The organism is Novosphingobium mangrovisedimenti (assembly GCF_025153475.1).
In the GTDB taxonomy this organism is placed as follows: domain Bacteria; phylum Pseudomonadota; class Alphaproteobacteria; order Sphingomonadales; family Sphingomonadaceae; genus Novosphingobium; species Novosphingobium mangrovi_A.
On record NZ_JANZXA010000015.1, the window covers coordinates 1 to 20,473 of the forward strand.

The following is a 20,473-nucleotide window of genomic DNA, read 5'->3' on the forward strand; positions in this document are numbered from 1 at the left end:
CCACCCAGGCCGGCACCGCCCAGCGTGTCGCCGCTGCCGCCGTATCCGCCGGCGTAGAGGTTGAGGCCGTTGGAAGTGATGCTGCCTTGCGCGGCGGAGATCGCGATGGTGCCGCCGATGCCGTCCCCGCCTGTCGTGATTCCCGTCCCGCCATAGCCGTTGGCATCGATGTCGATGCTCTGTGTTGCGGAAAGCTGGGCATTGCCAATGGCGATGTTGATGGTGCCGCCGACGCCGTCGAAGCCGGACAGGAGCGTGTCCGAGCCGTTGCCGCTGGTCCGCAAGCGCAAGCTGCCTGCGGCATCGATCACGCCTGCCGTAGCACCCGTGACGTTGATCGTGCCGCCGGTCATCGCATCGCCGGCGTGGACGTCGAGCGACATGCCCGCAGTGGCCAGTGCATTGATCACCGCGCCGTTCGTGGCGGTCAGGTCGACGGCCTGCAGTGCATCGAGCGTGGCGAGCTTGTCGAATTCGGCAAGGCTGGTCGGTGCAACGTCGATCGTGTCGCTGGCATTGGCCGTCAGCGTCGAGGTGAACACGGCATCGCCGATGGCGATGTTGCCGGTCGCCGCGCCGCCGGTGGTGTCGAAACCCAGTCCGTTGCCTGCAGAGAGGACGACCGATCCACCATCGACACTGGCTGCCGTCGCCGGCGTGTAGCCGAACGTGCCGGACAGCAGCATGGTCATGCCGTCGTTCTTGGGCACCGCGACAAGGGCTGCCTGGGGCAAGTTGCCCGATCCGATCGTCGTGGCGCCACCGGTCGAGCCGGTATGGACGATGCCGTTCGCGTCGGTCGTGCCCTGGGTCACGACGATGTCGAACAGGCCGGCGTTGATCGTCAGGTCTACCTGCTCGGCGGCGACGAGCGCGGTTGGACCGTCGGCATCGATCGTGCCGCCCTGCACGATGCGCGGGGCGACAAGGGCGACGTAGGCATTGCTCAGCGTCGTCGGGTTGATCCGCGCGGTAACCTGCGCGCCCGGATCGATCTGGACCAGTCCGGTCGAGCCCGCGCCGCCGCGGAAGCGAATTTCGCCATTGGTCCCGTACAGGCCGCCGGTCGTGTCGATGGGATTGGTCGTCAGAACGAGGCTGCCGACATTGAAATTCGCGGTGGCACCCAGAATGATCCCGGTCGGCGAATAGAACCAGACGTTGCCGCCCTGCGCGCCGAACACCGTACTTTGCACGGTGCCGTTGAAGGCGACCATCCGGGCAACCGGCGCGCCGGTGGAATCGACGGGCAGAATGCGGTTGAGCACGGTGAAGTCACCGCCGCCGTTGACGCTGTCGGTGAACGTCGTGGTGGTTCCGGCCGGCTGGAAGTCGATCGTTCCGGTACCGGTCGTATCGGTAGGCGTCCAGTCGATGACCGCTTCGGGGGTGAGAACCTCGACATTGGTCGTGCCGGCACCGGTGGTGACGAAGGCACTGCCCGATCCGGGGACGACCGATGCGCTCCCCTGGAACGACTGCGCCCGGGCCGGGGGCGGGCACCCCAGTGCAAGACCCAGCGCGGCGAGGCTGGCCCCGGCGAGGACAGTACGGCGTGCGCCTTTGCTCGTTCTCATGGTCATGACGGATTCCACGGCAGCAGCCGTGCCCTGATGGTGAAGAGTAAACGGACGTCGCCCTGCGTCTTGGCAAGGCCGGCATCGTTGAGCGGAACGGCGAGCGTGAAGGCGGAGTCGAGGCGGTCGCCCCAGCGGGCACGCAGGCCTCCGCCGGCGGTTGCGGCGCGTTGCGGATCGTTCGTAAGTCCGCCGTCGTTGTGCCACGTCCAGGCGCTGTCCATGAAGACGAACGGTTGGAGCGCGAGATCCTCGGGCGACTTCGGCGCGAGCCGGCCATAGCGCAGCTCCACCGCGGCGCCGATGCCGCTGTCTCCGAGCAGCGTCCCGGGATCGAGCCCGCGTCCGATCGTGTAGTTGCCCACGCTGAACTGTTCGTAGGCGAGGAGGCTGTCGGGCGAATACTGGGCGCGCGGCGCAACGGCCACGGTGACTTCGGGCACCGGGCGGTATTCCGCACTGGCCTGCGCGCGCAGGACGAAGCCGGTGGGATCGGCCAGCATGTTGCTGATCGGCACACGGGGCGCAAGGCACTGCGTGATCGGCTTGCAGTCGTCGCTCGCACCGAGCCCGGAGATGCCCTGGCGCGCCTCGATCGTGCCGGACAGGCGGTACTTGGGTTCGTTGGCGGTATAGCCGCCGCGCCCGGCCAGACTGTCCTTGTCGATCGTGTCCGCCGTGAGACGGGCGTAGAAGACCCGCAGGTGATCGCGGGTGAGAGGGGTCGAGCCGAAATCGAGATCCTGATCGACGATCTCCAGCCCGCCCGCCGTGGTGAGCGAGAAGGTCTGGCGGCGCACCAACTGGTAGCTGAGGCCGATATCGCCGACCAGCGTGTCCGAATTGAACGGTCCTGCCTCGCCCGGTTCGCTGTGGGCATAGAGCAGGCTTCCGCCCATGCGCAGGCCGTTGCTGTCGAGCGCGAAGTCGTGGCTGACCTGAACGACCGTCTGTTCGTGGATGTCGAAGGTGTTGAACAGGCTTATCCGGGTGCGGTCGGCCATTCCGGTCAGGCCGTTGAACGTCGCCTGCATGAAGGCGCCTTCGCGGCCTACGGCCTTCGATCCCAGATTCTGGATGCCGCCGGTGATCTGGACCGGATGACGCTTGACCAGGACATCGCCGACGACATCGCCCGGCGCCCCCTTGGCCGGCTTGAGGACAAGCCGCACGTCGTAGCCGGGAATGTCGCTGAGCATCAGCAGTTGCCGCTCGGCGCGGCGGGCGTTGAAGTAGGGTTCTTTGGTCAGTCTGGCGAGGTGGGCGGCGATGTGCTTTGCATTGGCGCCGGCATCGCCGCGCACCTGCACTTCCACCAGACGGGCGATCAGCACGTCCATGCGCACTTCGCCGTTCTTTTCGATCCGCTGCGGCGGGATCTGCACGGCGGCCAGATAGCCCATCTCGCGCAGCCTGGTCGCGGCCCGGTCGCGCACTTCGCAAAGTGCCGCGACAGGCAGGTCCTGCCCGGCCATGTCCTGCCAGCTCGCATCGAGCGTGCCGGGCGGCACGGCCTCGAGATTGCCGAAAGTGACCCGGGAAAAGGTGACCCGTGTATCGGCGAAGGCCGGGGCGGCCAGCGGGCAGGGGCCGCGTTCGATGTCGCCCTCGACGACAAGGCGTGAACGTGGCGGAGGCGGGGCCTGCAGGGTGGAATCGATCCCGAGTTCCTCGCGGGTGGGGGCCTGCGGCTGGGCTGCCTGGGCCTGCGCGGCCGAGGGCAGGGCAACCACCGGCAATGCCGATGCTCCCATCAGAATCCTCGTCAGGCGGGCGGAGCTGCTCCGCGCTCGCCTGTTGGTCCCCATCATGCCGTGCCGCCCCATTTTGCTTCTTCCCAGATGGCTGGATCGTCATGTCCGGTATCTGTCCGGACTTCGTATGCATTGCGCCATTGCTCCGCCCGCGATGCGGGTGGAGCCGGCATCTCGGTTAATCGCTCGGCAGCGCCAGTGACTGCGAAAGCAGTTCGAGCTGCGCCTGACAGCCATGCGCGATCAGCGCGGCGGCAAGGTCTTCCGGTTCATAGGTCTTGCGTTCGAGCAAGGCGAAGGCAACCGTGCCTTTCTGCGCCGATCCTTCTTTCGCGATGGTAAAGGTTGCGCCGTCGGATACCGGGGTTTTCTGCGGGTCCCAGGCGGCAACCATCGAGCCCGGAGCGAACGTGACGAGCGCCTTTTCGCCGTTGTCCGCGCCGGAGGTGATCAGGTAGCGGCCTTCATCCTCGATGTCGGGTCGCCAGAGCCGGACCATGGTGGGGTCTATGACGCACGCGGTGCCCGACCGCGAGGCATCGACATACCACAGGTTGGGGCTGAGCGGCTTGCCGTCCGGTCCCGAGCCGCGCACGGCTCCCGTTCGCACCCGTTGGGCGCTGCGTTCGCGGGTGAGCACGGCGAACGTCGACGCCCGCGTCGGGCCTCCGCGCGCGCCGACGGTGAACGTGCCGGCACCCTTGAGGACGTGCGTTCCCCGGCTGTCGAGGATGGTCACGCTGTCGGCGGTCTGCAGGGTGATCTTGCTGTCGTCGGGCAGTTTCGTGCCGACGGGGAAGCTGGCGGCGGACGGCCCGCTTGATGCGACGACGATACCGGCTTTGGCAGCCAGCGGCGCGGCAAGGGCCAGTACGGCGGCGAGCGCGGCGGCAGCGCGCCGCTTGGGGGTTCTATCCCAGAACGTAGGCATCGTTCTCTCCTAGATTGTGCATCCTGTGTACCAGATTGGCGAGGGCGGTGTCGTCGGGATATCGCCCGGCGATTTCCTCTATGGCGGCGATTCCGGCGGGTCGGTCGATCTCTGCCTGCGCGAGGGCCCGAACCAGCATCCGCCGGTCGTCCCCGGGAAAATCGGGCGCGGGCTCCATGATGTCGACCGGGCTGGCCCGTCCGCGCAGGACCACGCGGCCCAGCGGGCGCCACCAGTCGAGCCCGGAGCGTTCCGCGAATTCGCTGCTGGCGATTACCGAGGTGCCCAGCGCCTTGTTCGCCGACTCGAGCCGTGCGGCGGTGTTCATGGCGTCGCCGAGCGCGGTATATTGGATGCGCCGCTCGCCGCCGAAGTTGCCGACGACGGCCTCGCCGAAATGCTGGCCCACGCGGGTGCGGCCAATCGGCGGCAGCGAGGGATCGACGCTCTTGCGGAAATCCTCGCCCGCCTGCCACATCGCGTAGGCGGCCAGGGCCGCCTTGCGGCCATCGTCCGGCCGGCTGATCGGTGCGCCCCAGAAGGCGACGACGGCATCGCCTACGTACTTGTCGATGATCCCGCCATGTTCCAGCACCACCGCGCTCAGCTGGTCGAGGTATTCGTTGAGCAGCCTGGCCACGACTTCCGGCTCAAGCTGGTGCGACAGCTTGGTGAAGCCTTCCAGATCGCTGAAAAGGATGAACAACTCGCGCTTGGAACCGCTCAGCGAGAGCCGTTCGGGGTTGTCGATGATTTCCTGCGCGATGTCCTGCGGCAGGTACTTGCCAAGCGCGTCTTGCGCAAAGCGCCGCTCGACGGCGCCCGAGGCGCGCACGGCGGCCGCAACCGCAATATAGGCGAGAATCCAGCCCAGCATCCAGCCGGCGGCAGGCGTGCCGTAAGTGTCGACGCCCGCGTGCTGGAGGTAGAACGGAACACCGGCGAACAGCGCGATCTGCACGATGAAAAGCGGCACGGCCTTCCAGATGCGCGCTTCGATCAGGCTGGTCAGGGCGGCCGTCACCACCACCAGCAACGCGACGGCCCAGCGCTGCCACCAATGCACCGGAGACAGCCGCGCGCCGTCGAGCATCTGCGCGATCATTGCCGCATGGACGCGGATGCCGGGGACGGTCTTGTTGTCGTACGTGGTCAGCGTGGTCGTCACCTGATCGGTGTCGATGATGTCGCCGCCAATCAACACGTAGCGTCCGGCGATCTGGCTGCCGATCAGCCCGGCCATTTCGGGATCTTCGAGCGGGATGGCGAAGGTGTCGATCGGCAGCGTCAGGAAGAGGGGCGTGCCGTCCGACGCGGGGAGGGCGTAGCGGATGGAGCCGGTATAGCCTTCGAACTGGTGCACGGCCTGTTCATCCCCGTTCACCAGCATGGCGCGCGCGAACACCGGAGGCAGGTCGGGCACGATCTCGGGCCATTCGCGGGTGGCGCCGTAGGCATTGCTCAGGCGAACGCTGGCAGGGTGGGCATTGCTGCCTTTCAGGCGCTCCATGAAATGCTGGAGGTAGGCCTGCTGCTCGTACTGGATGTCGTTCTTGTTGGTCGACCACTCGGCGTAGCCGATATACGTGGGCGTCTTCATCGCGCGCAGCGTGGCGACGAGTTCGTCGTCCTCGTCCTGCGGCTGGTCGAACAGGATGTCGATGCCGATCGCCTTGGCGCCCATCTTGTCGAGGTTGCGCAAGGCGCGCGACAGCAGCCCGCGATCGAGCGGCGATCGCTTCCGCGCGGAAATCAGCGTCTGGTCCGTATAGGCGACGATGCCAATACGCTGGTCCTGCCCGGTGCGCGGCGCGGTGACGTAGCTGCGCATGTCGAACAGCGTGCGTTCCGTGTCGGCGGTCACGGGCAGGTACCAGGAAAACCGCGCGACGATGAGCGCCATGACCAGCAGCATGCCCGAAACGACAAGCTGCCGCCCCGATGCCGCGCGCACGGAGCGCCAGCCCTTGCGCAGCAGGTTCCTTGAGGGAACGGAAGAAGGGCTGCCGGTTTCGGTCATCGTCCGCGTGCCTCAGCGAACCGTCAGTGCGCGGGCGGAATCGCCAATGACCGCAAAGCCGGCCCAGTAATAGGGATGCGACGTCACCGGATCGTCCATCAGGGCGATCTCGGAAGTGCGCAGCGCTTCGCCGACACTGGTCCCGTTGGCATGGTAGAAGCCGTTGAAGAGCCGCTCGGTCGCGTTGAAATCATCGGGCGCCGGCCAGTGGCTGGCGATGACCTGGCGGCCGCCGGCGGCGATGAAGGCGCGCACCAGACCGTCGAGAGCCTGGCCGCCGCCCGAGCTCAGGCCCGCCTCGCGGGTGACGGCGAGTCCGGCACCGCCGGCGGTGTCGCAGGCCGAGAGGATCACGAGGTCGGCGTCCAGATGCAGGTCGAAGATCTCGCCGAAGGAGAGCAGGCCATCGGACTTGGCATCGCCGAACGAGGTCAGCAGCGCGGGGCGCACCGGGCAGCCGACGCGCGGCGCGGTGACGAGGCCGTGCGTGGCGAAGTGGACGATGCGGAACTGGTCGAGGTCTTCGCGCGCCTCGACGGCTTCGTCGGTAAAGGCGGCCCCGATCATCAGGCTCGATTGCGATGCCCCGAACACGCTGGTCGCCTTGAGCAGTTCGAGGTCCGAAACCGGCTGGTTCCATGTCGAGACCGGCCAGTCGCACGCCGCGTCGATATTCGCTTCGGCGCCGCTGCGCACGCCCGGCACGCTGGTGACCGGCCCCAGTGGAGCGTTCTGTCCCAGCCCCAGGAAACTCCGCTTGGCCTGCGATGCAGGGGTCTTGCGCGCGTCGCGGAAGCTGGCGGCCGAAAGCGCGGTGCTGACCGCGCGGTCTCGCCCGAGCCAGTCGATGCCGGTGAAGTCGTACTCGTCGCCGCCGGCATTCACGCGGGCGTGATAGGCGGCAACGCCCTTGGTATCGCTGGTGAGCAGGTTGATCGGCAGCCGCAGCATCGCCCCGTCGGGCTCGAACACCAGATGACGCACGGTCGCGATCTCGCCGGTCGCAGGGTCCAGCAGCGCCTTGTCGAGCTTGACCGCGGTATCGACGTCGAAGGGGTAGGTCGACTGGACGCCGTTGATCGTGACCGAAATGCTGTCGCGCAAGGTGGTGACGGCATCGCTCACCTCGGCCGCGGACATCGCGACCTTCCAGGCCTTTGCCGTGTCGGGCGTGACCAGCACGGCATAGAACGACCCGGCGAGATTAGCGAGCTTGAGGTAGCCTTCGCCCGGGGCGAGCGTTGCGCGCATGTCGTCCAGCGTGACGACGCGGTGCGCCACCGCGCGATAGCGGGGATAGGCGGACAGCGCCTCGACCGTCTGGAGCTGTGCGCCGCGCAGGCGGTCCTGCTGTTCGCGCATGGCGGCGATGCCGGGATCGGGCCCGCCTGCGGCCATTTCGGCATTGGCACGGGCGAGGGCGATACGCGTGCGTTCCAGATCGCGGGTAATGGCGAGCGAGCTGCGAAACAGGCTTGCCGCCTCGTCCGAGCCGCCTTCCAGCTCGCGCGAGAGCACCGCGAGAGTATCGGCGGCGCCGGGGCGTTCGATCAGCTGGCTGGCCTGAAACAGCGCGGCGATAGCGGCGGGATCAGTCGCGCTTTTCGTGGCTAGCAGGTCGAAGTAGGGGCGCATCAGGTTAGTCATGCCGACCAGCGTGCCGCGCCGTTCGGTCACATCGGCCACGACCGTTCGATAGATGCCGATGGCTTCGTCGGTCGCGCCGTGCCGGGACAGGAAGCCGGCCAGCCGCGCTCTGGCGGCATTGACCGAGATGCTGTCGGGATACTGGCTCTCGACCAGCGAGAGCGCGCGTCGGAGGAGGGCTTCGGCTTCCGCAGTGCGGCCTTGCGCCTCATAGCTCAGGGCCATTTCGGACAAGGTCTGCGCGCGCAGCCTGGTGATGGAAACGACACGCCCGTCGCGCACGCGCATGGCATCGTTGTAGGCGGCCACCAGCGCGCTGCGCGCGGCATCGGGCTTTCCTTGCAGGCGCAGCACCGTGCCGCGCAGCTGCTTGGCCTGTGCATCGACGATCGCGGCACGTTCGTTCGGCGTGAGCCGGGTCGGCTGGCCGAGGATGCCGGAAAGGGCGGTGCCGCCCGAACTGTTGAGGCCGGCCGCGGTCAGCGTGTCGATGCGCACGGTGCCGTCCGCCGTGGCAGCGGGCGCGAAGATCGGCGGGACCGGGCGGGCGAGGATTTCCAGGGCCTTGTCCAGGTCCCCCCGGTTGATGGCATCGATTGCCTCGTAGTTGCGGGCAAGGCGCGTCTGGACGGCGTCGCTGGCGCCCATCCTGTCGGCATCGTCGAACAACCGCCGGGCCTGTTCGAAGGCGCCCAGGTTGGAATTCTGCAGCGCGCGGTTGATCGTGACTTCGTGCAGGCGGGAGAGACGCGAGGCTTCGTTCCCGCCCTGATCCTCGGCCATGCGCTCAGGGACGGCGGCGAAAAACTCGGCGGCCTCGGCGTAGGAGCCGGCACTGTTGTCGCGATAGCCCTGACCGATCAGCGTATCGGCGTCCGTAACGGCGGCGCGGGCCTTGGCCAGGGCCAAGGCGTCCTGCGTGCCAAGGTTGGCGATGGTGACGTTGCCCGGGACGACATGGTCCCTGGCGATGCTTTCGAACGCGAGCTGCAGGGCGGAATCGAAGCCTGCCAGCCCTTCCACGACGATCAGCCCCCGGTCGGTGCTGCGGCGATAGATCCGCCATTCCAGGCCAGAGGCGGCTCCGCGGCAACTCGCGCGACCGAAGGCGTCGGTCGGGCTGCATTCGAGGGTTTCTTCCCGCGCGGAGGCAATGCGGGCGGCCGCGTCGGTGTCGTTCTTGAGAACATAGGCCGTGCCGACGGGCTTCGCGGCGTCGCTGCACAGTACGACCCACTTGCGGTCGAAAACGGAGGCGCGGGCGGCGCCCATCGTTACGCTCTGGGCCAGGCATGCCGAACCGGACGTGCCCACCGGGAAGCTCTCGGCGACCGACGGTTGCAGGTCGGAAGCGTTCGCCAGCACGGCCCCGGCGGTCATGGTGATGGTCAAGCCACCGAAGACATATCCCAATACCCGCTTAAACACGCCAAATCTTCCCCCTTGAGTGATGTTCGAATCTTTCCCGGCAGCGAACATTTCAAATAAGTCCGGGAGGCATCTGGGTGCCTATTGTGCCAACGCAGTTAGCAGCAGTTGAGAAGAGACTGCAACCGGGCAATGCCTTTATCTTCCGGTGACTTTTGCCACATGATGCCGTCTCTGGGGGCAGGTGCAGCGGGAACGGGTCGCAAGGCTCGTGGCAAGCCCCATTTTCGGCCCGGTAAGGGCGACGCGGCGGTGCTCGGCATGGGGAAGGAAAATTACAATAGCGGCAGAGGTGGTCGTAAAGGACTTGTTTAGCGGGCCGGTGATATTCTTGCCGCTACTGGCAGTTTTCATGGCTACGGCGTTCATGGATCGAGTGGACAAGGTCGCGGCAGGGGTAGTCCTGTCGTTATTGCGCCGTGCGAAGCTTCCAATATATACGGCAGGAAGAGCAAGGGGATTAGTTTCTGTGCCCAGGCACCGCGTTTGGATGACATCGCGACGCTTTATTCGTAGGTGCCTCGCGCGACGCAGACCCGTTATTCTCATGTATCACCGCGTGGCCGGGGAGAGTTTCGATCCCTGGGGCCTGGCGGTTGAACCGCGTCGTTTCGCGGAACATTTGCAATGGTTGAAGAAGAACCGCGATGTCATTCCCTTGCGCGAACTTGCAGAACGGCTCGCGGCGGGGAAGCTCAACTCATCCGCGGTTTCTATCACGTTCGACGATGGTTACGCATGCAATGATGAAGTCGCGGCTCCGCTTCTTGAAGAGGCGGGGCTTCCGGCGACGATTTTCATCCCGACCCACCTGATCGAGGCGGGGCAGGAGGCCTGGTGGGACAGGCTGGCCGCCATCCTGATCGACCACCCCGCGCAATCGATCGTGCTGGAACTGGAAGAGGACCGGTCCGTCGTCGATCTGGGCGAGAAATCCGACGGAGACTGGCACTGGCAGCCGGGGCAGGGGCCTTCGACCCCAAGGCAGGAGGCGTTCCACGCGACCTGGGCAAAACTGCAGGTCCTGCCGCCGGATGCGCAGCGTAGCGCTGTCGATCGTCTGGCAAGCCAGAGCGACGAGCGCGGACCGCGCGCATCGCATCGGCTGATGACGGCGGAACGTGTACGCGGCGTTCAATCGGATCTGATCGAACTGGGCGGGCACTCCCTTACCCACACGGCTCTGTCGCATCGCTCGCGGGACGAGCAGGAGATCGAAATCAGGGAAAGCCGCCGCGAATTGCAGGCCATGAGCGGGACCGTGCCGAAGACCTTCGCCTATCCCTATGGGGACTATGACGCGAATTCGGTGGAACTGGCTCGCGAGGCCGGTTTCATGTGTGCCTGCACGACCGACCATGGTGGTATCCGCAAGAACGCGGACGCCTTTGCCCTGCCCCGTATCGCCGTGGGCAACTGGGACGGCAGGCAGCTGGGCGCAAGGCTTTCGAGTGTCTGAGACGAACGTGACGCCCCCGTCTCCTCCGACATCGGCCGCCAGCGCGCCGCAGATTTCCGTCGTGGTCGTTACCTACAACCATGCGCGGTACATTGTCCGGGCGATTGAATCGGTCCTCGCGCAGGAGACCGGGCGGCTCCTGGAAATCATTGTCAGCGAGGATGCGTCTACCGACGGAACGCGCCGGATAGTGGAGGATCTTGCGGCCCGCGATCCACGCATTCGCCTGCTGCTGTCCGAGCGCAATCTGCGCAGCAACGAAGTCGTCGCCCGCGCCATTCGCGCCGCGCGGGGCGAATATCTGTGCATCCTCGATGGCGACGACTTCTGGATCGCCCGCGACAAGCTAGAGCGGCAGGCCGCCGAGCTGGATGGCGATCCCGCCGCTTCGGCCTGCTTTCACAACGCGGCCATAGTGCACGACGATGACGAGCAGGCCGGCGACGAGTGCTGGACGCCGCCGACCCAGCCGAAGCGGCTGGGAAAGGCGGACATCTGGCGAGGCAATCCTTTCGCCACGTGCGCCGGAATGTTGCGCCGGAGCGCGTTGCAGGACCTGGGGCCGTGGTATGCCGATTTCTTCCCGATCACCGACTGGCCGCTCTATGTGCTGTGCGCGATGCATGGCGACCTGAAATTCGTCGATGAGGTGGTCGGGGCCTATCGCCTTCATGACGGAGGCCTGTTTTCGTCCCGCCCCGGTGCGGACAAGCTCCGCATGACGAGCCGGTTCTACAGCCGGATGAAGTCCGTGGTTGACGCCCGGAACCGGAAGCTCGCGGCAAGGGGCGGCGCGCATTACTTCCTCGAATGGGCCCAGGAATATGCCCATGCCGGCCAGCGCAGGCTGCAGCGCCTGTGTCTCTGGTATGCCGCGCGGGCGGGGGTACTGCACAAGGGCTTCCCCTGGCGGCTGTGGTTGAAGGCGGCCATGGCATGACGGCGTCCTATCGCAAGTCACTGGCGCCGCTTGCGCCTCGGGAGGGACGGCCGCGCTGGTCGGTGATGATACCGACGTACAACTGCGCAAGATACCTCGAACGGACGCTTGAAAGCGTGCTGGCGCAGGACCCCGGCCCGCAATCGATGCAGATCGAGGTGGTCGACGACGCTTCGACCAGCGACGATCCCGGGGAAGTGGTGGCGCGCGTCGGCCGGGGCAGGGTGCAGTTCCGGCGCCAGGGCCGTAATGTCGGCCACATCGCCAATTTTCACGACTGCATTGAGCACGCTCAAGGAGAAATCGTCCATTTGCTCCACGGTGACGATCTCGTCTTTCCCGGATTCTACGAGGCTATGGGGCGCGCGTTCGATACAGATCCCGAAATAGGCGCAGCCTTCTGCCGCTGGAGCCTGATGGATGAAAACGGGCAAGTGCTCAGCAGTGTCGATCCGGAACAGCCGGAGGCGGGGCGTCTGCCCAATGCCTTATGCAAGCTGGCCAGCGAACAGCGGATCGTCACGCCTTCGATCGCGGTCAGACGATCGGTGTGGGAGAGGCTGGGAACTTTCGACAGCCGGTTGAAGTGCTGCGAGGACTGGGAAATGTGGACTCGTATCGCCGCGCATTACCCGATCTGGTACGAGCCCCGGCTTCTCGCGGCCTATCGCACGCATGGCAATTCCAACACCGGCCGCAATTTCCGCATGGCCGAGGAACTCTACTACAACCGTATCGCCATCGATCTGATCCGTCCGCTCCTGCCCGCCGATAGAGCGCCGGGCGTGGTGAAATCGGCGGAAAAGGCTTATGCGGCGAGCGCGCTGGAGAATGCGCGGCGCTTCGCGTCGCAGCGCGATCTCTCTGCGATGCGGGCCCATCTGGCGGCGGCCCTGCGGCTGTCGCGAACGCCGAAGACCCTGCTGAGTGCCGGGAAGATATTGATGCGCGCGATGAGTGGTTCGGCGTGATGTCGGGCGGCATTCCTCGCGTGGCGCTGTCCGGGTGCGGTGCCGTGGCGCGTCTCTACTACGCGCCGGCGCTTCGCGTTCTGGAAGAGCGCGGCGTCATCGCGTTCGTGGCGGCGTTCGATCCGAACGAGGCCGCGGTCCGGGCGTTCGTTTCGGGACGGACAGCCGTTGCCTGCTCGAGCTTCGCGGCGATCTTCGATCATGCTCCGGATCTCGTGATCGTGGCCTCGCCGCCGGCCTTCCATCGTGAGCAGGTCATGGAGGCGCTCGGCCGCAAGGTTGCCGTTCACTGCGAAAAGCCGCTTGCGCCGGACATGGACAGCGCGCGCGCCATGACTTCGGCAGCCGAGGCGCACGACCGCCCGGTCTTTGCCGGGATGATCCGCCGCCATCTGCCGGCGGCGCGGATGATCCGCGACCTGCTTGGTGCGGGTGCCCTGGGTCCCCTGACCTCCATCGACATATTCGAAGGTGGGCCGTTCGACTGGCCCATCGAATCCCCGCGCTATTTCACCGCCGGTTCGGGCAATGGCCCGCTCGAGGACATCGGCACGCACTGTCTCGACCTGCTGTGCTGGTGGATGGGGACGCCCGACGAGATCGCCTACGAGGACGACGCGATGGGTGGCACGCCTGCCAATTGCGCGATTGCATTGCGCTTCGGCGATTGCGCGGTGCGCGTCCGGATAAGCCGCGACTGGTACCGGCCCAACCGCTATGCCCTGCGCGGTGCAAAAGGCTGGATTTCATGGGAACCGAACGATGGCCTTGGTCTCCAGCTCGGGTATTTTCATGAGGATACGGGGGCAAGGATCGCGCTTCGGCAATGCACCGAACAGGCAGGCGTGCCGCGTCTGGGCCGGCCGGCCGACGACTTCATGGAAGCGTTCGTGACGCAGCTGCACCAAAGCGTGCTCGGCCTGTCCGGTGCGGGCAACGCCGTGGCGCTCTCCGAAGCGCTGGAGCCCATCGGCCTGATCGAGGAATGCCGGCGGGTCCGCCGTGCAATGGTCCAGCCCTGGCTGGAAGGGGCAAGGCCATGACGCGTATCGCCATATTGGGTGCGGCCGGCTTCATCGGCAATCGGGCCGTCGAATACTTTCACGATCGGCCCGGCTATTCGGTTCAGCCAATCGTGCGCAGGCTTTCGTCCGCCGCGCTCGCCGGGAGGCTCGGCTATGAATGCCGGATAGCCGATGCTGCCGACGGCAGGAGCTTGCAAGGGGCATTCGAGGGCTGTGACATCGTCCTGTGTGCGACAGCCGGTAGTCCAGACGAGATAGTCGGTGCTATCCCCCCTATATTCCAGGCGGCCAGCGATGTGGGAGTGAAGAAGCTGATCTATCTGAGCAGCGCGTCGGTTCATGGCCAGGCACCGCTTCCGGGCACGACCGAGGACAGCCCTTTGCCCAGACGTCACCAGTTGCCCTACAACGCGGCCAAGGCGCGGGCGGAACAGCGCCTGCATGAACTGGGCCGCCGTGGGAGCCTGCCCTATGCCATCCTGCGCCCGGGGATTGTCTATGGCCCCCGCTCGCAATGGATAGGCGGCTTTGCCGACGCGCTTCTGGATGGATCGGCCTATCTCGTCGATGGCGGGCAGGGCATCTGCAACGCGATCTATGTCGATAACCTGCTGCATGCGGTCGAACGGTCGATCGAGAGCGATGCCGGTGACGGCATACCCCTGCTGGTCGGCGATCGGGAGACGGTGACATGGGCCGACCTGCTGGGCCCGGTGGCCAGAGCGCTCGGCTTTTCTCCCGAAAGCCTGCCCCGACCCGCCGCGCAGGACATTCTGGAAGCGAAAACGCCGGTCAGGGCACGACTGCGTTCCGCCGCGGCCGGGGCCATGCAGCACCTGCCCCCGCGCATCGTGCAGACCATCCGGGCGGCGAAGCGGGCCGCTTTCCCGCGCGGTTCGGCGCGGCCGGGACGGAAAATTGCCTTTTCGCGCGAGACGGCGTTGCTGCATAGTTGCGCGGTGAAGCTGCCTTCGGACAAAGCCGCCCGACTTATCGGTTACGAGCCCGGCTACGGCTTCGCCGATGGCATCGCGCGCTCGCTCGCCTGGCTGGACTTTGCGGGCTATCCGGTGGAGTGCGAACGATGAGCGGGGCTGGCACGGGGGACATCACGGTTGTCATCCCCTCCTACAACCATGCGCATTTTCTGGCGGCAGCGATCGACAGCGTCCTGAACCAGACCCTGTTGCCTGCCGAGATCATCGTGGTCGACGATGGGTCGAGGGACGATCCGGGCGCGGTGGTGGAGAAATATCCGAGCGTGCGCCTGATCCGCCACGAGAACAAGGGCCTGGCTGCCGCACGAAACACGGGGCTCGATGCGGCGCGCACGGCGTTTCTGGTGTTTCTGGATGCGGACGACCAACTGAAGCCCGAGGCGCTGGAGACGGGTTTCGATCTGCTCAGCCAGAACCCGGAAGCCGTCTTCTGCTACGGCGCCTATGTCATCGTCACGAAGGAGAACGGCGAGCGGGGCGCGGCTTTCCGGCCCGTTGGGGCTGATCCGTTCGAATCCTTCCTGACCGGAAATCTGGTCGGCATGCATGCCACGGTCATGTATCGGCGGTCGGCGCTTGCCGCGATCGGCGGGTTCAGGGCCGGGTTGCCGGCGGCGGAAGACTACGACGTCTATCTGCGCCTGAGCCAGACCGGCCCGGTCCTCTCCGACAAGCGCGTTCTGGCGGAATACTGGCACCATGATGCCAACATGTCGCGCAACAGCGGCTTCATGCTCTCGTCCGTGCTTTCCGTTCTCGAAGCCTATCGCCCCGCCGCTGAAAAGGCAGGATTGCTGGCCGCGCTGGAGATTGGTGTGGCGGAGTGGAAGCATTATTATGCGCGCGTGTGGGCCGCGCAGGTGAAGCACGCGCCTTTCAGTCCGTCGGTCTGGAAGGAGGGGCTGGTGATCTTGCAGCTCGCCCCGAAGACGGTCCTGAAGGTTATCGCGCGCCGGCTGAAACACTTGCTGCGGAAGCGATAGCATGGGGTCTGCCCCGCTCGTCACCGCCATCATCATCGTCCTGAACGGCGAGCGCTATATCGATGAGGCCATCCGGAGCATCGTCGATCAAAGTCTTGCGCGCTGGGAACTGCTGGTCGTCGACGATGGTTCGGCCGACGGCACGCGCGATCGTGTCGCGCACTGGTGCGACCGGGACGCTCGCATAAGGCTGCTGCGCCATCCCGATCACGGCAATCATGGCATGAGCGCGAGCCGCAATCTGGGTCTTGAAACCGCCCGGGGGACATATGTCGGCTTTCTCGACGCGGATGACGTCTGGACACCGGAAAAGCTGGCGCAGCAGGTCGCTATTCTCGAACGCGAGCCGGATACGGCGATGGTCTATGGCAGGACCCTGATCTGGCACGACTGGAGCGAGGGTGGTCGCCCGAACTTCTTCTATGATCTCGGCGTCGCTCCGGACCGGACATATGCTCCCCCCCGGATCTTCCTGCAATTGCTGCGAAACGTCTATCAGACGCCGACCACATGCAATGCCCTGATGCGCACCGACCGCTGCCGGGAAGTGGGCGGTTTTCACGATGAATTCCGCACGCTCTTCGAGGATCAGGTGTTTTTCGCGAAGATGCTGGCCTGTTTTCCTGTCCACGTCGCGGATGCCTGCTGGGCGAAATACCGCCAGTATCCCGGCGGCACGAGCAGCTACGACGCCGATGACGCGACGGTGCGCAGGCTGCATCTGGCCTACCTTCGGGCGGTGGACGGCTATCTGGCACGGCGACCGGGGCTGCACTTGCGCGGCCGCGCGGCCATCTGGCGAAAGATCGGCGAGGTTCGCGCCGAGCCGGTCCTGAGATCGGTCAGGCGCAAACTCAGGAGATTCGTTTCCCGATGAACGCGATGGTTTCGATCGTTCTGCCATACCGCAATGCCGGCCCCTTTCTGGAGCAGGCGATCGCCAGCGTGCAGGCCCAGACATATCCCGACTGGGAGTTGCTGCTGATCGACGATCGGTCCAGCGACGGCGGACCGGCCATCGCGGCCCGTGCGGCCGGGCACGATCCGCGCGTTCGGACGCTGGAGATGCCCGCCGATGGACCGCACGGGGCTGCGGCTGCGCGCAACCATGGCCTGCGCGATGCCCGGGGGGCATTCGTGTGTTTCCTCGACGCCGACGACCTGTTCATGCCGGGAAAGCTCGAAGGCCAGCTTGCATTGATGCAGGCCCATCCCGAGGCGGGCATGGTCTATGGCCCGACGGAATGGTGGTATCCCGGCTCGCCGCGGCGCAACTGGATCGAACCGCTGGGGCGCTATGCGGGGCGGCTTCATGAACCGCCGGCGCTACTGGCCGACGTCATCCTGAAACTGCGCAGCCAGGTACCGTGCACATGCGCCGTCCTGATCCGGACCGACTTGATCCGGACCTTCGGCGGTTTCGAGGAGGCCTTTCATCTCTACGAGGACCAGACCCTCTGGGTGAAGGTGATGCTGCACGCGCCCGTTTTCGTCAGCGACCGCTGCACGGCGCTGTACAGGCAGCATGACACCTCCGTTTCCGCCAAGGCCTTTGCCGAAGGGGTCTACGATCGCATGAAGCCGCATTCGGCCCGCGATGCCTTTCTCGACTGGGTGGATGGCTATGTTCGCGCGGAAGGGCGCCTCGACGCCGCGATCGCCGGCGCATTGCGCCAGTCGCGGGCGTCCGGGAACATGGCCGCGGCCGGACTGACGTTGCGTGACAGGCTCTCCATGCTGTCCGACCGGGCCGACCGCTTCGCGAAAGGGCGGGCAAACCGGCTGCGGCGCAAGCTGCTCGGGAAGCAGCGGCGGCAATAGTGCCGACCTCTAGGAAGCGGCGATCATCTCGCGTTCCCACGCGAAGCGCGGGCGAATGACGCCGTCCCACTTGCCGAACCAGCCGTAACGGTCCGCGTCGTTGTCCAGTACGTCGAGCGCGAGCACGTTCTGTGCCTCGATCACCTGCTCCCCGCCTTCGTTGAGGCCCAGCGAGATGCGGTACATCCCGTCGTTGAGCAGATCGGCAGGGATGGCGCAACGAAGGCGATGGGTTCCCTTTGCCCAGGCTGCGGGTTCGCCCACTGGTCCGTTGTTGAACACCAGCTGGTCCTGCTCGTTCACCATCTTGAAGTCGAGCGTGACCGGCAGATTCGATCCCGCATGCTCGACCACGAATTCGACGATGAAGGGAGTCTTGACGTCGATGGGGTCGCCGATTCCGCCGCCGTTTGGCCTGACGCTGACTTCGCGCAGTTCCATGGAGCCGCCGGTGGGGCCTTCGCCCTTGCTCCAGGCCTTGTGGCACTGGCTTTCGCCTTCGTCCGTCTGGCGCAGATAGCGCGAAAGGACCGTCGCGGTGGGGCCGTCATCGACGACGTTGCCCTTCGCAAGCCAGATTATGCGCTGGCACAAGGCCTGTACGGCCGTGAGGTTGTGGCTCACGAACAGGACGGTGCGCCCGGCCCTGGTGACATCGTTCATCCGGGCCATGCACTTCTTTTGGAACGCGATGTCGCCCACGGCAAGGACTTCGTCTACCAGGAGAATCTCGGAATCGAGATGGGCCGCCACGGCGAAAGCCAGACGCAGGTACATGCCGCTCGAATACCGCTTGACCGGGGTGTCGATGAATTCGCCGATCCCGGCAAATTCGACGATCTCGTCGAACCGGCGGGCCACGTCCCTTTGGCTCATGCCCAGGATGACGCCGTTGAGAAAGACGTTGTCGCGTCCGCTCAGTTCCGGATGGAAGCCGGTGCCCACTTCCAGCAGCGAACCGATTCTCCCGGCGAACTGGACCTGTCCTTCGGTCGGCAGTGTGATGCGGGACAGGATCTTCAGCAGAGTGCTTTTCCCGGCACCGTTGTTGCCGACGATACCCACCATCTGCCCCGAGGGGATGGAGAAGGATACGTCCTTCAGGGCCCAGAACTCGCGCCCCTTCTGGCGCGGGATCATGCCGAGCGACTTCTTGGCGCGCGTGGCGATGGCCTCGCGCAGCGAGGAACTGCGCGCCTCTCCGAGAATATACTTCTTGGAAAGGCCGTCGACTACGATGGCTGGATCAGTGCTCATATGGTGTCAGCGAAGCTGGGCTCCATGGTGCGAAACAGGGCGATTCCCCCGATCGACAGCACGATGCACATGCCGATCGAGACGGAGAGCCTGAAAGGATCGACGTCGGTCGATCCGATCGTTGCCCAGCGGAAAGCTTCAACCAGCCCGGTGACCGGGTTGAAACTGGCAAGCGTGGTCCATTTCTCGGGTATCATCCCGAAGGGGTAGGCGACCGGGGTCGCGAACAGCCAGAGCTGCGCGATGAAGTTCGTCAGATAGCGGATGTCCCGGAACCGCACGTTGAGCGCGGCCAAGGCGCTGCCGACGCCGAAGGCCAGCGTCAGGGTCAGCAGGACGATCGGAACGATGGCGATCAGGCGCCAGCTTGGAAAAAAGCCGAAAAACAGCGTCATGCCCAGCAGGAAGACGGAGGCGATGAGGAAATCGACGAAGGTGACGACGCAGGCGGAAAGCGGCAGGACGAGGCGCGGGAAATAGATTTTCTGCACCATGTTCTGCTGGGAGACGACCGAGTTCGAAGCCGATGTCACCGAGTTGATGAAGAGCTGCCAGATGATCAGGCCGGAAAAGGCGAACAGCGGGTACGGGATGTCTCCCGTCGAAGCCTTGACGATCCGGCTGAACACGACCGTGAATATGGCCATGAACAGGAGTGGTTGCAGAAACGCCCACGCGGCGCCGAGAAGCGCCTGCTGGTAGCGGACCTTGATGTCTCTCCTGGCGAGGAAGACGACGAGATCCCTGTACGCGAGAATCTCCCTCCCGATGGACCGGTCGAGCGAACCCTTGGGGCCAATCGTGGTCAAGGGCAGGTGAGCCTCCTGTAATGTTTTGGAACGCTGCATGGCTTGGCCCCCGTCGCCCTGTGCCTTGGTACTTCTCCTTTGGTAGAAAGCTATTACGGTGTCTAGATCAACGGCCAAGTGGTTGGAGCGATCCGTGAATATAATGTCTCGAATTGACGCAAAAACGAAGTCGGCAGTCCGCATGGCTTCGAGACTGAAGTCCAGGATCAACATCAACATAGGCCAGTTCGCCAGCACGAAGCCGCTCAGCCCGTATTTCGGCTTCGATCGCGGGTTGCCGGTTGACCGGTATTACATCGAAGACTTTCTGGCCCGGAACCAGTCGGACATACAAGGCACCGTCCTGGAAGTAGGAGATGCCGCCTATTCCCGGCAATATGGTGGTGAGAGGATCAAGGTGCAGGATGTCCTGCACGTCAGTGCCGATAATCCGGAAGCGACCATTGTCGGCGACATGTCCCAGGAAGGCGTCCTTCCCGAGGGGCATTTCGATTGTCTCGTGCTGACCCAGACGCTTCATCTGATCTACGATATGCCTGCCGCCGTGCGGCAGATGCGGCGGGCCTTGCGTCCGGGTGGCGTGGCCCTGGTGACGGTTCCCGGCATCACGCCGGTCGATACGGGCGAATGGGGGCACTGCTGGTACTGGTCGCTGACACCGGCTGCGGCACGCAAGATGTTCGAGGAAGCCTTCGGAGAGGCGAACGTCACGGTTTCCGCTTATGGCAATGTCTATGCCGCGACATCGTTCCTCCACGGTGCCGCGTTGAGCGAGGTCCGCAAGGAAAAGCTGCTGCCTTACGATCCGGCTTATCCGGTCGTGGTCTGCGTGCGGGCCGTCGCGACCTGAGGC

15 protein-coding genes and 1 pseudogene are annotated in these 20,473 nt (G+C 65.3%); 9 read left to right on the top strand and 7 right to left on the bottom strand.

What is annotated here, in order from left to right; translation table 11 throughout:
* The 5 genes and pseudogenes from NZK81_RS18230 to NZK81_RS18250 all read right to left on the bottom strand — a co-directional run.
* Window positions 1–1,583: pseudogene (locus NZK81_RS18230) on the bottom strand (hypothetical protein); the annotation flags it as partial.
* On the bottom strand, window positions 1,580–3,331 hold the full coding sequence (locus tag NZK81_RS18235; RefSeq protein WP_260047521.1) for a ShlB/FhaC/HecB family hemolysin secretion/activation protein: 1,752 nt from the start codon (window positions 3,329–3,331) through the stop codon (window positions 1,580–1,582). The gene NZK81_RS18235 and the pseudogene NZK81_RS18230, both read right to left, overlap by 4 nt.
* Window positions 3,332–3,509: 178 nt before the next feature.
* The gene (locus NZK81_RS18240; protein WP_260047522.1) at window positions 3,510–4,262 is read right to left on the bottom strand and encodes a hypothetical protein; all 753 of its coding nucleotides are present in this window, start codon (window positions 4,260–4,262) and stop codon (window positions 3,510–3,512) included.
* Window positions 4,243–6,282, bottom strand: a complete 2,040-nt coding sequence (locus NZK81_RS18245) for an adenylate/guanylate cyclase domain-containing protein (protein WP_260047523.1) — start codon at window positions 6,280–6,282, stop codon at window positions 4,243–4,245. Before NZK81_RS18245 ends, NZK81_RS18240 begins: the two co-directional genes overlap by 20 nt.
* A 12-nt stretch (window positions 6,283–6,294) precedes the next feature.
* On the bottom strand, window positions 6,295–9,321 hold the full coding sequence (locus tag NZK81_RS18250; RefSeq protein ID WP_260047524.1) for a CHAT domain-containing protein: 3,027 nt from the start codon (window positions 9,319–9,321) through the stop codon (window positions 6,295–6,297).
* A 667-nt stretch (window positions 9,322–9,988) separates the two neighbouring features.
* Between NZK81_RS18250 and NZK81_RS18255 the strand changes: the two genes are divergently transcribed.
* From NZK81_RS18255 to NZK81_RS18290, 8 genes are read left to right on the top strand one after another with little or no spacing between them, the layout of a single operon-like run.
* Window positions 9,989–10,816, top strand: a complete 828-nt coding sequence (locus NZK81_RS18255; protein WP_260047525.1) for a polysaccharide deacetylase family protein — start codon at window positions 9,989–9,991, stop codon at window positions 10,814–10,816.
* Window positions 10,809–11,756 (top strand): glycosyltransferase family 2 protein, encoded by a 948-nt coding sequence (locus NZK81_RS18260; protein ID WP_260047526.1) that lies wholly within the window; start codon window positions 10,809–10,811, stop codon window positions 11,754–11,756. The genes NZK81_RS18255 and NZK81_RS18260 overlap by 8 nt, the downstream gene beginning before the upstream one ends.
* The gene (locus NZK81_RS18265) at window positions 11,753–12,727 is read left to right on the top strand and encodes a glycosyltransferase family 2 protein (RefSeq protein WP_260047527.1); all 975 of its coding nucleotides are present in this window, start codon (window positions 11,753–11,755) and stop codon (window positions 12,725–12,727) included. The genes NZK81_RS18260 and NZK81_RS18265 overlap by 4 nt, the downstream gene beginning before the upstream one ends.
* Window positions 12,727–13,770 carry a Gfo/Idh/MocA family protein gene (locus NZK81_RS18270; RefSeq protein ID WP_260047528.1) on the top strand — a complete coding sequence of 348 codons (1,044 nt, stop codon included), beginning with the start codon at window positions 12,727–12,729 and terminating at the stop codon, window positions 13,768–13,770. Before NZK81_RS18265 ends, NZK81_RS18270 begins: the two co-directional genes overlap by 1 nt.
* A complete protein-coding gene (locus NZK81_RS18275) occupies window positions 13,767–14,840 on the top strand; it encodes an NAD-dependent epimerase/dehydratase family protein (RefSeq protein WP_260047529.1) in 1,074 nt (357 codons plus the stop codon). The genes NZK81_RS18270 and NZK81_RS18275 overlap by 4 nt, the downstream gene beginning before the upstream one ends.
* Window positions 14,837–15,733 carry a glycosyltransferase family 2 protein gene (locus NZK81_RS18280; protein WP_260047530.1) on the top strand — a complete coding sequence of 299 codons (897 nt, stop codon included), beginning with the start codon at window positions 14,837–14,839 and terminating at the stop codon, window positions 15,731–15,733. Before NZK81_RS18275 ends, NZK81_RS18280 begins: the two co-directional genes overlap by 4 nt.
* Window position 15,734: 1 nt before the next feature.
* Window positions 15,735–16,610: a glycosyltransferase family 2 protein gene (locus NZK81_RS18285; RefSeq protein WP_260047531.1), complete on the top strand. Its 876-nt coding sequence runs from the start codon at window positions 15,735–15,737 to the stop codon at window positions 16,608–16,610.
* Window positions 16,607–17,554 (top strand): glycosyltransferase family 2 protein, encoded by a 948-nt coding sequence (locus tag NZK81_RS18290; RefSeq protein WP_260047532.1) that lies wholly within the window; start codon window positions 16,607–16,609, stop codon window positions 17,552–17,554. The genes NZK81_RS18285 and NZK81_RS18290 overlap by 4 nt, the downstream gene beginning before the upstream one ends.
* A 9-nt stretch (window positions 17,555–17,563) precedes the next feature.
* Here the strand turns inward: NZK81_RS18290 and NZK81_RS18295 are convergent, their stop codons facing one another.
* Window positions 17,564–18,811 carry an ABC transporter ATP-binding protein gene (locus NZK81_RS18295; RefSeq protein WP_260047533.1) on the bottom strand — a complete coding sequence of 416 codons (1,248 nt, stop codon included), beginning with the start codon at window positions 18,809–18,811 and terminating at the stop codon, window positions 17,564–17,566.
* Window positions 18,808–19,620: an ABC transporter permease gene (locus NZK81_RS18300; RefSeq protein WP_260047534.1), complete on the bottom strand. Its 813-nt coding sequence runs from the start codon at window positions 19,618–19,620 to the stop codon at window positions 18,808–18,810. Before NZK81_RS18300 ends, NZK81_RS18295 begins: the two co-directional genes overlap by 4 nt.
* 181 nt (window positions 19,621–19,801) lie before the next feature.
* Between NZK81_RS18300 and NZK81_RS18305 the strand changes: the two genes are divergently transcribed.
* The gene (locus NZK81_RS18305; RefSeq protein ID WP_260047535.1) at window positions 19,802–20,470 is read left to right on the top strand and encodes a class I SAM-dependent methyltransferase; all 669 of its coding nucleotides are present in this window, start codon (window positions 19,802–19,804) and stop codon (window positions 20,468–20,470) included.
* Window positions 20,471–20,473: the final 3 nt, after the last annotated feature.